Consider the following 14,040-nt stretch of genomic DNA (forward strand, 5'->3'; position numbering starts at 1 on the left):
AAAGCCCCCACCTTATGGGGGCTTCTTATAGCGAATCAGTTTTTCTCCGTATATAGGAGATGCTATTAAATGAGATATTTACTTTCTGAGATTATTTTAGATTTTTTATTAATTTTGCTCTCTCGTTTCTCAGAAATGTTACCATTTCACGTTTTTCAGCAGTGTCAATTTTCCCTAATCTTTTAATTAGTTGAGTATAGTTATCAACTTTATTCCATCCGTCCTTGTGCCACGGCTTTTTCTTGCCAGCGGAACTACTTGCAGCTTTCCCTCTATGATTACTAGTGCCATCATATCCCCCCTGCATTGCAAGACTTCCATTACCTTTCGTTGCTAGCTGGCTAACAGCATGTGTAGCTATCCTAGCCATAAATGGTGTGCCAGGGGCCCCGTTTGTTTTAACATTAGTTTGATTCGGAACTCTAGATGTTAAAGAAGCCCTAGCGTTAAATTTGGTATTAAGCATAAATTTTTTATCCAAAAGACTAGTTAAAATACTAGCTTTTAGTGGTAGTCAACCCGTAAAAGTTCTCTTCAATAAAAAACAATATACACAAAATAACTTTATAAACAGTAATGAAATTTTTAAATATTTAAGGAAATATTGATAGAGCCTTTATCCCTGCTAACGTGCAAAAAAATCTCTCACACTAATTAATGATATTATCTAAATGATCTGACAAAAGCTCGGTAATATGTATAGTTTTATTTATGAAAACAGAAACGAAATTTAACTGCTTTTAGGTCTTTATTTCACTTATTTCACTTAGTAACTCAGCCGCTAAATCGGCCACATTTTTAGCAAGATGATGTGAGCTATCTACTTGTTCTTGAACACTAATATTTGATTTCTTAATAGATTCAATATCACTATTAACCTTCTCAGAGACACTTCGTTGTTGCTCCATTGAGCCTGCCGTCTGTGAACTGACATCGTGAATTCTACTAATAGCAACTGAGGTTTGTTGCAGTAATGCATTGGTTGACTCGGCTTCCTTAATAGTTTTACCACTTTGATGTTGGCTTTGTTCCATCATGCTAACCACTCGTTTTGAAGAGGTTTCAAGGTTTTCCACAATACCATCTATTTCAGAAGTCGCATCGCGACTACGTTGCGCTAGTGTACGAACTTCATCGGCGACCACAGCAAACCCCCTGCCCTGCTCCCCTGCTCGCGCAGCTTCTATCGCTGCATTAAGAGCCAATAAGTTAGTCTGCTCGGCAATACTGCGAATAACATTAGTAATACTACCTATTTCAATCGTATCCGAGGCCAGCTGATCAATAACAACTTTCATTTCGTTAAGTTGACTAATCAGCTGCCCGATTTGATTGACAGTATCATTTACTTTTGTTTCGCTCTGCCCAGATAATGACTTCGCTTCATCAGATATCGTTGCAACATTAAGCGATGCTTCAGTTACATCGGCGATATTAGCAATCATGTTATGGCTAGCATTAACAACAAGCTCTACACATTCGCTCTGTTCATTTAACTGAGTTTGGTTGTTAGTCACAATATCTGAAGAGTTACTTGCAATAGTGGTAAGGTTGGAAGCTACCTCCCTAAATTGATCAAATATATTGCGTAACATTTGGTAGAAGTTGTTAAAAGATTCAACCACCAACCTGCCTTCTTTTGAATTTATATTAAAACGACTGAGATCAATCATCAGATTTTTGTCTTTTGATGAAAGCTCTACACTGGCCATAATAAGATAAGATAATTTATATTGTGCAGCTAAGCGCACTGAAAAAAATACTAAAATAGCTGTTTCTAACACAACAAATACCGCATGAATCAAAAAGGTTGTCCAGTTGCAATTTTGCGCGTATGCGATATAAGGTATCCCACCGATAGTCGCATTAGATAGTTGTAAGGGTACGCTTACTAAATGATGAACTGCAATGACTCCAGCAGCAACCAGTAAGACTTTCCAGTCCCGCCAAATAATAAGAAATGCAAGCACGGCAAAAATATGAAAATGCATTTCCAGACGTCCCATTTGCTGCATAATCATTACCATCGACATCACCATAAAGCTGATGGAGATCGCTGCACGGCAAATAAAAGCCCCTTTACTTACGAAATAAATAGCTGAGCTGGCTAACACTGCTAAGGTTGCAGGAATTGCCCCTTGTAAGTGGGTTCCATAACCATAGGGAACGACAAAATAAATAAAAGGTAAGTGGCAAGCCAGTACTATAAGCATAAACTTATCCGACCAGGCAAGATCACTACTAATCTTTTCACTTATGAAACTTTGCACTTTCTGGTCGAGCTCATCATTCATTTGCTTTTCCTTCATCACATCATATTTATCGTATGGAGATCTTTCAACATAACATTAACACTGGGCTTGGTGTAAATAATTAGACCCGGAACACTTGGGTGGAGAAGATAGATATTACTTGCATGAGCAATATCTATAGAGCCTTCATTTCTACTGATATATTGTTTAAGATCATCAACAGCTCGCCCCAGTTGATTTTTATCTTTAATAATCAACCCAACAAAAGCAGGGTTGAAAACACTTAAATATTCGTTCATCACTTGTTCGCTGTCGTAATCAGGATCAATTGTTAAAAGCGCAAATGTCGCGTTCCCTTCAACACGATCAAACATTCTCTGATAGAGAGACATTGTCACAGGACAGCTATGCCCACAGCGGGTAAAACCGGTAGTAAGGTAAAGGGGCTGGCTGGACAATTTTTCCCAAGTAACCTTGTTGCCATACTGATCACTCATGTCGTAATCGGCGAGAATAAAGCCAGTAGAGGCACCTTCGATATACTTCATATTAAAGGCTTGATAAAGAATATGGTGCTGAGGAAAAAAACACATGATAATAGCACAAAGTAATAATACAGAGCTCAAGGATAGCAACATCAGCTTTTTTAATTCCCATCTACTAGTATTATTCATTGCTTTATTCTTCAATCATATATTGCTCGCTAAAATACACCAAAGGCCACTTTGAAATAACCTCTAATTATAGAGTATAGGCAGAGCTGAAGCTCTTTACCCATATTTCATAAATTTTTCACATAACCAAAGTATTAGATAATACTCTGTTGATATAACATTATAAGTAAATGATCAATAAGCCATAGTATGTATTAAAGTTACCACACCCTATGCACTTGCTTTTATAACATCATCACTTCTATTACTAAAAGAGATAAACTCAAATATTGGGTTTCTAAGAATGAAAATTGTTAATCAAACTAATTAAAAAAAACTATTCCTATAACGTGGGATTAACCTTACGATATTTTAGCTGGTGAAAGACAAGTAACGACTGCATGCTCACGAGCAATTATCGATTTTATTGAGTTTGATTTTAGATTATTAGAGATATATTGAGCCCACAGAAATTCAAACACTCATTTTAAAAAGCAATTACACTTTGAAACAATTCTATTGGAAAGTTTTTTTTGCCAACTGGTAGCTTTACTCTTTATTACAAAAGCTTATTCTATAGCTTGTTTGTCTCAACTAAGAGTCTCAATTAAGAGCCACACCAGAATACCTGTACTTGAATGCCTGCACTTAAATACATGGAGATAGCACTTAGATGCTAGTTACTATTTTCCAATTAGAGCACCCCGAATTGATACGCGCTTCTGGGGATGAAAACTGTTATAACGACTATTTAGTATTTAAAATTCCCACTCTCCCAGCTTATGCACTGACTAATACACGTTTAAACATCGATCACACACTTCACACAGATATAAATTTCACTTGTCCACCCTACGAACTTGTTAATGATACGATGATTACGCCAGGTATCGCCTGGGATAACGGATATCAAAGCTCTGGAACTCTCACTGTTTACCATAATGGTATAAAAGACTATACCATGCTTTTTCCACATATTAAGCACAAGGCATTAAAACGCCGTTTAGCTCGCTTTGCATTAGAAGCACATAATGCATTTGGTAGTCAATCATGGATGTCTTATTGTTTTATGGTAAGTGGCGTTATAGAAGGTCTACTTTACTATAAATTCCATTGCCAACATTTTGTTGAACTATTAGAACTTGCTAAATATGACAACATCATTAGTAATGAAGAAGCATCGTTGCTTTACAATGCGCATCAATGCTGTCATAAAATACAAGCATATAAATGTAGAGAGACAATTCCAGATAGAAAACAGGCTATAGAATTAAGTGCCCTCTATGATCGTCTGCTTAAAACCAAATGGGTTTCACAAGATTCTTCTAATGAAAAACGTATTACTACATTGATAAGAAAAACAAAGAATATTGGCCCAGGTAACAATATATTCACGATTCTTTAGCTTCCTAATTACGTGTAAACAGTAACCCGAAATAACCCTCATAAATACCTTCCTTTGTGGTATAATCCAATATGGTTTTTCAGTGGCTAGAAGATACAAACTATTAACCCGGCGGCTAAATATATCGTCACGATATATTTAGCCATCGTCCTTTAAAATACAGTGCATTTATACGAAACGGCTTGATTTTAAGGAGTTCATACGTGTATCCATGCGCTGCTATTAAACCAACATATAATGCCACAGGTTAGTAACCCTCTATTTTAGTTATAGAATACTGACGAACACACATGAACAATGATTAAACCGAGCAGTATCCTCTTAGGCCTCTAGAAATACGAGGTCACAACAACAAATATATTTATAAAAATAATTGGGAATAAATTCTTCTCCCTGGACGTTACCTGTTTAAACACACTTATTAACAGGTATCAGACCTATTTACTACGAGCTATCCTTGTGGAGAACATTATGAAAATCACCCTACAGCAACAACAAATTAATGATGCAAAAGTATCGTTCGCATGCCGACGAGTAGACTTAGAAAAGGCAAAATTACTCATACGCGAACCCTACCGCCCTCATCCTGGTGATGTAGTATTAGCGAAGATAGATAAAATAGGTCAACATCAACGTATTGAACTCGTCGATGGCCGTCGAGCGAGCTTAGCTCCTGGAGACCTCATTGTACTAGCTTACGGCAATAGATATGCACCTGATCAGTTTGAAGGCTTAGTACCACATAATCTATCAACGTGTGACATGGTTGCAGCAGGAGGGTTGGCAGCAACCGCAACGACACAGCATTCACGCATGAAAGAAGCAACTCAAATTCGTCCTCTAGGTGTACTCGCTGACGGTAAAGGAAAAGCTATAAACTTATCAGACTTTAGTTTACCAGAATCATCATCACCAAAAGCTAAACAAGTGCCATTATTCATATCATGTGGCACATCGATGAATTCAGGAAAAACTCATACAGCCTGTAGCTTGATAAGAGGATTTACAGCCATGGGTTATTCTGTGGGTGCTGTAAAATTAACTGGTACCGGTGCTGGTGGTGATTTATGGCGAATGACTGATTCAGGTGCACAACGAGTATTAGATTTTACCGATGCTGGCCTGCCTTCTACTTATTTAGCAAACCAATCGACCCTGATTACTACCGCTAAAACTCTTCTAAATAATATTGCAAAGGAAAATGTCGACGTTATTGTTGCAGAGATTGCTGATGGCGTTTCTCATCCGGAAACATGCTTCTTACTACAATCCGAACTTATTAAATCCAAAGTTGACGGTATCTTTTTTGCGGCAGCAGACGCTCTAGGTGCATATGCAGGATACAACTGGCTACAAGAACAACAACTTCCAGTTTTAGGTGTAAGTGGTAGTTTAACGCTATCTCCTTTAGCAATGCGTGAATTACAAGCTTTGATCCCAAGTGATCCAATTACGGCAGAAGAGCTTTCATCACCCATGAGCCTACAAGCCATATTACCTAAAAAGTTTTTTCAACACTTTCAAACGGAGAAAAAAGCAGAATCTCCTGCAATAGCGACCGCCAAGATAGTAGCGAAGCAAAGCGAACTCACACAGGTATGTGGTCATACTGCCTAGAGCCTATGAAAGATTCTCGAATTTGTTAAATATCTAGGGCTGTATTAACAAACTCAAATCTAGTAACTCGGTAAATCTTTATTGCCAAGTGAACAATAGATCTAGAGGCACTCAGCTTAAAAATGGAGTGCCTATATAAAAACCTCTTAACACTAATAGAGCGAACTTTCAGTTCAGCATTAGGGCTAGTCATATGTGGTTAACAGCATTACCAGCAATCAGCACCCCCGTTTGGCAAGGAAAACGTCAAGTATACTTAACATCGTTAGTTATTTTGGGAGTACTACATGCACTAGCTATTTTGTTTGTCAGTGGATTGGTAGCTGAGTTTTTCGACAGTATAAATGCCTTGGAGAAAAACACAGAATATACTCTGCATCATTCATTCATACAAACTGCGTTACCTATGATATTGATGCTACCGGCATCTATTGTCATCGCCTTATTGCGGTGGGCTGAAAGAGTCTCTGCAGAACATTTAGGCCAGAACTATATCGTACAAGTGCGTTTAAAATTATTTCGCCATTTAATGTTCGCGGATTTACGTGCGGCTCAACGATTTTCTCATGGTGCTATGGCTTTGCGTTTTGTTACCGATTTAAATGGATTACGACAATGGGTTGCTTTGGGTTTAGCACGTCTACTTGTCATGTTTAGTACCATAATAGTGGTACTAGTTGTACTAGCATGGCAACAGATATTATTGATGTCAGTTGTTTTTCTGAGTTTATTAATCGCCGTATCTTTGTGCACTTTTATTGGTTCAAAACTACCGCGAGCAATTCGTTCAATACGAAAGTTTCGCGCTCGTCTAGCGGCAACAGTTACGGATCGAATCAATACGGCAACCACAGTTCAAGCATATAATCAAGAATATCGAGAAATTCGTCGAGTGAATAGGCAGAGCCATTCCCTTTACGATGCAACAATAAAACGAGCATATATTGTCGGTGCATTATATGCTTCACTTGAGGCAACAACAGTATTAACTACAGCCCTTGTCTTAATCGCGGCTAGCCAACTTGTTATTGAAAAGCACATTAGTAGTGCAGATATTGCGGCTATTATGACACTGCTCGGATTATTATTAACTCCTCTGCGGGATATGGGACGTATTGTAGATTACTGGCAACAATGGAAAATATCTAATGAAAAAATTTTACGGTTTTTAGACTCACCTAGACGAAACATAAAAATAGGAAAAAAACCTTCGTTAGAAGGGACTAGCACTGGTCAAATATCAGCTAGAAAAATCAGTATCGAAGGTATTTTAAAAATCAGTGACTTTGAAATAAAAGCCGGAGAACACATTTTTTTAGAAGGTAAAAATGGTACAGGGAAAACTACACTATTATTCACTCTTGCCGGAATATTGCCTTTAAATACAGGGCAAATAGAATTAGACAATACACCTCTTGTTAGTGACCATAACATTAGAGTATCGCAAAAAAATATTGCTTTAGTATCACCAGATATTGGTTTAATGCGTGGCTCACTTCTACGCAACTTAAGCTATGCCAACACTCATATAAATCAGACTGAGCTCGATAGTATTATTAGAAGATGCAACCTTGGGGACATAATTGAACGTTTGCCACGGGGTTTAGACTCTAAATTAAGCGAAGGGGGTAAAAACTTATCACTTGGAGAACGCAAGCGCATCATGCTCGCCCGAGCATTACTTATGAACCCTCATTTGCTTCTGTTAGATGAGCTTGATGCCCACCTAGATGCCCATTCATTCAAAATTATTGAGCATACATTAAGTCAGTTTCCCGGAACTATTATCGAAGTCAGCCACCAGCGTAAATTGAATCTGCAAAAATCAACAAGACATTGGCTTTTGCAAGAGCAAAAAATTCACGAATATAATACTTAATATGGAATTAAAAAAATGTTAACTCAAGATAAACTTATACAAATAAGAAATTTCGTCATATTGCTTGCTGTGCTAACTTTATTATTCGGTATAGCTAATAATACTCATGCAAAAAAAGCCAAACGTATTGAAACACATGTAAACGATAGTGTTAGCTTGCGTTTGACTGGTCGATTCATGCACGACTTTTTAGTAAATTCAAGTGTTGATGCTAATAATGAGAGCAGTAACGATTGGCGCCGCGCCCGCCTTGGTATTCGAGCAAAGCTTGGAGACGATTGGCGCGTGCGCTTAAGTGGCGATTTTCCGGATGGCGAACTAGAACTTCGAGACCTTAGAGTTGATTATCGTGCTTGGCCCATTCATTTTGCTGCTGGGCGTATCCAAGAACCTTTTGGCTTATCTGAAACATCCAATTCTAATTATCTAGTACTAATGGAGCGACCTTTAGCAACAGCTATTGGCCCTGACTATAGCACAGGTATACAAGCGAATACTCGAGGTAGAAATTGGGGGGTTAGTATCGGCGCCTTTGACTCCGAGTTAGCGGGCCTAGAACTTACCAATAGCGATAGAAACAATGACAAGGCAATAACAGCAAGAGGAACCTGGAAAGCCATACGCAACGATTCAGTGTTATTACATTTAGGAGCGTCGGCAAGCAGAAGAAAGCCCAAAGCTAATCGAGGTGTTCGCTTTAATACACGCCCTGAAACTATACTAGTTTCAGGCTCAAATATTTCTCATCCACGTATCTTAGATACACAGGAGTATACACTCACAGGCCTGGAATTTGGGTTGCGTCATGGCCCCCGCCTATTACAAGCAGAGTACTTCATGGCAGATATTAACCGTTTAACTTCCAGTGTCTCAAATAATAATCCAAGTTTTAATGGGTTTTATGCGCAAGCAAGTTGGGCACTAACAGGAGAAAGACGGCGCTATAGAACGCGCAGTGGAAGCTTTAGCGGTATAGTTCCTAAAAAAGAATTAACACATTTCGATTCAAAATTCTGGCAAACAGGTGCGTGGGAAATTGCTGTCCGCTATAGCACCTTAAATCTGAGAGACACAGATGTAGATTTAGATGGTGACATCGATGGAGAAGAAGGTCAAACAATTACCCTAGGACTCAACTGGTACCCTACCGGAAATAGTAAGATCATGTTAAACACTTCACGAATTACAGAGAAAAATGGTAGAACCACTGATAGCGATACATTAATACAAATGCGAGCTCAATTCTTTTTTTGATATTCTGCAACAGAATAATTTTCTCCAGAATAGGAGTAGCTTACCAATTACATATAGTATGTCTAGCATAAATATTTGCTTGATATACTATATAAAAACATACGGTACAGAAACATACTGTTACATAATACGATCATTACCCCTGTTGACTGATTTTTATAAACGGAGTTATATATTTAGCCAACATCTATAGCAAGCTATTAGATTGCTTCAACATACCCCTTCCTTAACAGCATCCAAAATTAGAAAAATCTTAAATAGATCAAATATTTACCATAAAAGACTACGAGTATTTTCATACGAAATTAAATCGTATAGTTTAAAAATTATTGTTCAATTCCTGACTCTTTTCGTAAAGAATTAATATCTATATTTATATGTAACTATTTATTCGCTATTTGTAACGTTAAGCTTACGTTAAGTTTGAGTTAACTTTTCATTCATTTACATTTTATATAGTCTTCACCATAAAATTTAGTAAAGGTAATCAACCCAATACCTTTCCAAATACATAAGCGGTGAAATAAATGAAAAACTATTTAAAAATAACCCCTATACTTGCAGTATATGTCTCATTAATCGCATGTGGAGGTGGAGGATCGTCATCCAACACTCCAAGCAATAATAATACAGCTACAACACCAGTAGCTTCGTCTACAGCATCAACATCTACGTCTACATCTACTAGCAGACAATTTATGGGTGGGATATATGACTCCCCTGGCTATGGTGAAATGACTGAAATTATATTTGACGGCAGTCAGTACACTGTGACAGATTTTTCTTATACACAAGATAATTGTTTAGTTCAGGCAGAGGGTAAACTTTCAATAGAAGAATTTAACGATGCGATAGAATTCAAAGATAATAATACTATATTGGAACTAAAAGGAACGGTTATCTTCGAACCTGCACAACAAGGGAAGCGTATTGATTCGTTACCGGAAAAATGCAAATCAGGTTTACTGCCTTTAAAAGGAAGCAAAGACTATACTTTCGATGCAGATCGCGATTTCAAGTTTCTATGGGACAAGGTAAATGAATACCATGTAGGTATTGAAGCAAGTAAAACAAACTGGGATGAAATTTATTCAAGATTCAAGCCACGAGTTAGTAGCATCAAAAATGAGAAACAATTACTTGAACTATTCAAAGAGATGTTAACACCATTAGCAGACCCCCATACAACGCTAGTACAAGGCTCATTAAAAGATGGGATTAATGATCTTTTAAATAGACCTAGTGGCGTTGATTTTGCTGGTAAAACAAATCTAGCATATTTGATATATTTGAACGTGAATATCTAGCGGATAATAAAACATCGGAACTTAGAGAAGTTAATTCTGCCATACATGCAATACAACAGAACCTCTTAGTCACAAGTATAATTGAAAGCTATTCTTCAGATTCTAGTAAGATAAAACGTTTCGGTGATGAAAAAAATATTATTTCTTTTATTACATCAAACAATGTAGGTTATATTGAGATAAACAGTTTTGACAATTTTAAAAAGAAGGCTAACCTTGCTGATCTCATAAAATCTTCAAGTAATGCAATCGATGAAATTGTGAATGATATGCGGGACACTGTTGGTATCATCATCGATGTACGCAGGAATACAGGAGGCTCTAGTGAAATGGCTTTAGATATTGTTAGCAGATTTATCGATACACGTACTCATGTGTATTCACTTCAGGAAAAGTTTGGCAACACACGTACACCACTGAAAAAAGTTTATGTAAAACCTCAAGGCAATACTCAATATATAAAACCTGTAGTTGTACTAACGAGCAATACATCTTTTAGTGCAGCAGAAACATTTACCTTAGCTATGAAATCACGATCAAATGTAACAATTATTGGAGAAGAAACTAATGGAGGTTTTTCAGCACCTGTGTCTAGCCGTGTTACGGGCGAAATCGCATTTGAGATATCGAATCAGATCGTATTAAGTGCCGACGGCAAATGGTATGAACATCAAGGCATACCAGTGGATATGAAAGTAGCATTTGCAAGTAAACAAGATCGTCAAGCTAAGAAAGATAGTGGTATAGATAGCGCTATTAAGGAATTATTAAAATAAAGTAAGATGCAATCATAGCGCAACATTAAACATACTAGCCTGCGTTCTTAATTATTAATATGGGCGCAGTTTTTATCAAAATTACATAACCTTTACAAAAATTTTCAATAAACATACATTAAAAGCTGTTAAATTAACTGAAATCGATGGAAATTAGTGCTATAAGGTTATTATTTATAAGTAACCGAGTTCGAATGTTAATGAAACTGTCATACTTAGCACCCACTACCTTTGGCTTTTCACTTGCGATGGTAGTAAACGTTTATTTTTTTCAAACAGATCACTGTATTAAGAGACAAAACGATAATATAAAAGCCAGCGATGTTAATAATGGTGCTGAATATAGAGTTGCATCCAACAGCCCAACTTTTACTCAAGCAGCTACTAAAAAATCAGACCGCATAAACAAAAGCGCTTATAACAGTAGCAGGGCTAAAACCGAGTGCACAAGCATTGATCAATTGGCGTCATATGCGAGTAGTAGTGACAACTTTCTAAAAGTGTCTCACGACTCTGATGGCCGTCTACTAATCGAAAATAAATATATCGTCAATTTAACCCCAACACAAATCGAAAGCCTAGCAAAACAAGGATACGCTTATGCTATGGCAGCGTTAAGTACACGGCTGCTCGAAAGTCATAGAACTAACGATATTCATGAGGGGCGGAAATGGGCATATAAGGCAGCTGTACACGGCATTCTCTTTCCACTCACTTATCTTGCCGCTAGCTACCTGGAGGAATACCAAACGTTAAAAGCAAAAAATAAAAGTACCCATAATGTCGCCATAAAATACGAAAGCACCTTGCGCCTTGTAGAACACTTAGCGCCAGGTAGTACTACCGGTCTAATGGGTTCAATACCTCTTAGCTCTAAGCAAAAAATGCGAACAGAGAAACAAGCACTCAAATTAATTAAGAACTACAATGACCAACGCCAACAATCTGGCTTAAATAAATTATCTGTCGCCGTTCCTAATACCATGAATGCGGCAGAATTTCTTGTGTGTAACCAAACAATGACACCGAACAAAGTCATATAAGATTTACTTGAAATATTGATTCGCTAAACATACTCTTGATATTTGCCAGATTAGTTAAGTACTACAAGAACTTCTTATCATCTAAGTAGCAGATGAGAGGCGCTGAACATCAGGTAGTCAGAAAAAAACCTTTCGAATAAAATATTAAATATATAAACGAGTTTCGGCATTTAAATTCAGCATACAATCTTCTCCACAAAGTAGAGAAGACGTTGAGCAAGAATAAAATATAGCTGTTTAACAATCGCCTTCGAGAATCTCGCAAAACTTTTCAGACATATTGTTTTCTTTAGGTAGGCCGTGTAAGCGAGCATAGGGCGCAGGATAAGAATTATCAAATTCATCCGCGTTCATTTTTTCTCGACGCTCATCAATAGCCGTGTAAATAGCGTTCGCGTTTTTAATAATGGCAGGCCAGTCTTCTTTAGCTATTTCTCGCTGCAAAGGATAATTCTCAAACGCATCAATATGCACAACCGCACCATACGCATCCCCTCTCAAAGCAGAAGCCATATAATGCGCCGCAGCCAAGATCTCTAAACTTTTCTCAAGGCTATAATCTTTAAAAACAGGCACATTAAATTTATCTCTTATTTGCTCTTCTGTTTCATGTCCTTTTTTTAAAGAATAAATTGCATCTCCATACCTTGCTCCGAGCATATAAAGAGCCTCTATAGAACCTAATGCTGCTGCATCTCGCAAAGTGTCTAATGCTTCTGGAATATTTAAATCTATTATTAATTGGGAAGCCGCAGCTTGCATGGCATAAATATCTCCTTGTTTAGCTAGAGCATATATTGTTTTTTTATCATAATTAATATACAAATCTTTTTGCTCTAAAGAACTTCCATTTCTCATATCCCACTCGGACAGTTGATGCTGCTCTGCCTGGGTTAAGCCTATAAAGCGATCGTCTTTTTCTATGGATTCTTTATGGTAAATGATGTCTTTAAAGCTATCAGGCAAATTGATACTTTTATCGCCTTCGTCCACTGCATTAGTAGAAGCTTCAGAGCTATCTTGCTCATCATTCTTATCTACCAGATGTGACACTTTACCATTGTTTGACTCATTATTTTGTACTAATAACAATATCCCAATTAGTGCTAGACATAGTAAAGCAGCTATAGATATTTTGCTTTTCATCAGTTTTCCTTTTTCTTTGCTTCTTGCGCCAAGTTCAACAAAAATTCCTTCTAAATATGTAGTAATGCTAACAATTATTTTCCTGAGAAATTCTTCTTGTCCTACAGGCAGCTCGCTGGACTTCACGATCTGCTTCATTATTACGCACACAGTTCATATCTCTACGCGAGGCATCAACACCGACACTACCACGACCAAATAGCTCTATAGTCAATGTCTGATCTACGCAACCACGTATACGATGACTAAATACAGTAAGTGCTTTCTGATCACACGAGTGAAATGTTTCAGCCGCCTGTTTAAGACAAGACTCTTTTCCCTCAGCCTCCTTTTCCTTCTTCTCTTCTTCCAGCCTCTTTCTTTCTTCTTCAGCAATTCTATTTACAGCACCGCCACCAAAACCAGCACCATTACCGCCAAATCCCCCACCAGAGCCTCCACCACCAAGGCGGGCAGATATAAATGGCTCATTTCTAATTGTGGGACCATTAACAATTACTTCTTCGAGCGCTATAGAGGCTGTACTGAAAGAGCATCCCAAAATGGCAAGACATGACGTTGCAGATAACTTCTTAATATGCATTTAAAATCCTTAATAATCCTTAATATTATTTTTATAGCCCGAGACTGCGCAATCCTGGCGAGGCGGATCATGCCAACAAAAAGCTATTAAAACAACAACAATTAATTCAAAAAAGGAATATTTTT

12 protein-coding genes are annotated in these 14,040 nt (G+C 37.5%); 7 read left to right on the top strand and 5 right to left on the bottom strand.

What is annotated here, in order from left to right; all coding sequences use genetic code 11:
• Positions 1-91 precede the first annotated feature (91 nt).
• The 3 genes from BVC89_RS22210 to BVC89_RS22220 all read right to left on the bottom strand — a co-directional run bounded on the left by BVC89_RS22210 (position 92) and on the right by BVC89_RS22220 (position 2,926).
• On the bottom strand, positions 92-466 hold the full coding sequence (locus BVC89_RS22210) for a hypothetical protein (RefSeq protein WP_086933305.1): 375 nt from the start codon (positions 464-466) through the stop codon (positions 92-94).
• Between the two features lie 274 nt (positions 467-740).
• Positions 741-2,294, bottom strand: a complete 1,554-nt coding sequence (locus BVC89_RS22215; protein ID WP_158658072.1) for a methyl-accepting chemotaxis protein — start codon at positions 2,292-2,294, stop codon at positions 741-743.
• Between the two features lie 14 nt (positions 2,295-2,308).
• Positions 2,309-2,926, bottom strand: coding sequence for an SCO family protein (locus BVC89_RS22220; protein WP_086933307.1), 618 nt, complete (start codon positions 2,924-2,926; stop codon positions 2,309-2,311).
• 652 nt (positions 2,927-3,578) lie between these two features.
• Here BVC89_RS22220 and BVC89_RS22225 point away from each other — a divergent pair.
• The 7 genes from BVC89_RS22225 to BVC89_RS22255 all read left to right on the top strand — a co-directional run bounded on the left by BVC89_RS22225 (position 3,579) and on the right by BVC89_RS22255 (position 12,186).
• Positions 3,579-4,310 (top strand): hypothetical protein, encoded by a 732-nt coding sequence (locus tag BVC89_RS22225; protein WP_086933308.1) that lies wholly within the window; start codon positions 3,579-3,581, stop codon positions 4,308-4,310.
• Positions 4,311-4,781: 471 nt separating this feature from the next.
• The gene (locus tag BVC89_RS22230) at positions 4,782-5,927 is read left to right on the top strand and encodes a hypothetical protein (protein WP_086933309.1); all 1,146 of its coding nucleotides are present in this window, start codon (positions 4,782-4,784) and stop codon (positions 5,925-5,927) included.
• Positions 5,928-6,120: 193 nt separating this feature from the next.
• Positions 6,121-7,806 (top strand): ABC transporter transmembrane domain-containing protein, encoded by a 1,686-nt coding sequence (locus tag BVC89_RS22235; protein ID WP_086933310.1) that lies wholly within the window; start codon positions 6,121-6,123, stop codon positions 7,804-7,806.
• Between the two features lie 15 nt (positions 7,807-7,821).
• The gene (locus tag BVC89_RS22240; protein ID WP_086933311.1) at positions 7,822-9,060 is read left to right on the top strand and encodes an OprO/OprP family phosphate-selective porin; all 1,239 of its coding nucleotides are present in this window, start codon (positions 7,822-7,824) and stop codon (positions 9,058-9,060) included.
• Between the two features lie 527 nt (positions 9,061-9,587).
• A complete protein-coding gene (locus tag BVC89_RS22245; RefSeq protein WP_086933312.1) occupies positions 9,588-10,367 on the top strand; it encodes a S41 family peptidase in 780 nt (259 codons plus the stop codon).
• A 173-nt stretch (positions 10,368-10,540) separates the two neighbouring features.
• Positions 10,541-11,143: a S41 family peptidase gene (locus BVC89_RS22250; RefSeq protein WP_281261001.1), complete on the top strand. Its 603-nt coding sequence runs from the start codon at positions 10,541-10,543 to the stop codon at positions 11,141-11,143.
• A 200-nt stretch (positions 11,144-11,343) separates the two neighbouring features.
• A complete protein-coding gene (locus BVC89_RS22255; protein WP_086933314.1) occupies positions 11,344-12,186 on the top strand; it encodes a hypothetical protein in 843 nt (280 codons plus the stop codon).
• Between the two features lie 237 nt (positions 12,187-12,423).
• On the opposite strand, the gene BVC89_RS22260 is transcribed toward BVC89_RS22255, so the two are convergent.
• Positions 12,424-13,458: a hypothetical protein gene (locus BVC89_RS22260; protein ID WP_158658073.1), complete on the bottom strand. Its 1,035-nt coding sequence runs from the start codon at positions 13,456-13,458 to the stop codon at positions 12,424-12,426.
• Positions 13,400-13,915 (bottom strand): hypothetical protein, encoded by a 516-nt coding sequence (locus BVC89_RS22265; protein ID WP_086933316.1) that lies wholly within the window; start codon positions 13,913-13,915, stop codon positions 13,400-13,402. Before BVC89_RS22265 ends, BVC89_RS22260 begins: the two co-directional genes overlap by 59 nt.
• Positions 13,916-14,040 lie beyond the last annotated feature (125 nt).

Source organism: Agarilytica rhodophyticola (assembly GCF_002157225.2).
GTDB lineage: Bacteria > Pseudomonadota > Gammaproteobacteria > Pseudomonadales > Cellvibrionaceae > Agarilytica > Agarilytica rhodophyticola.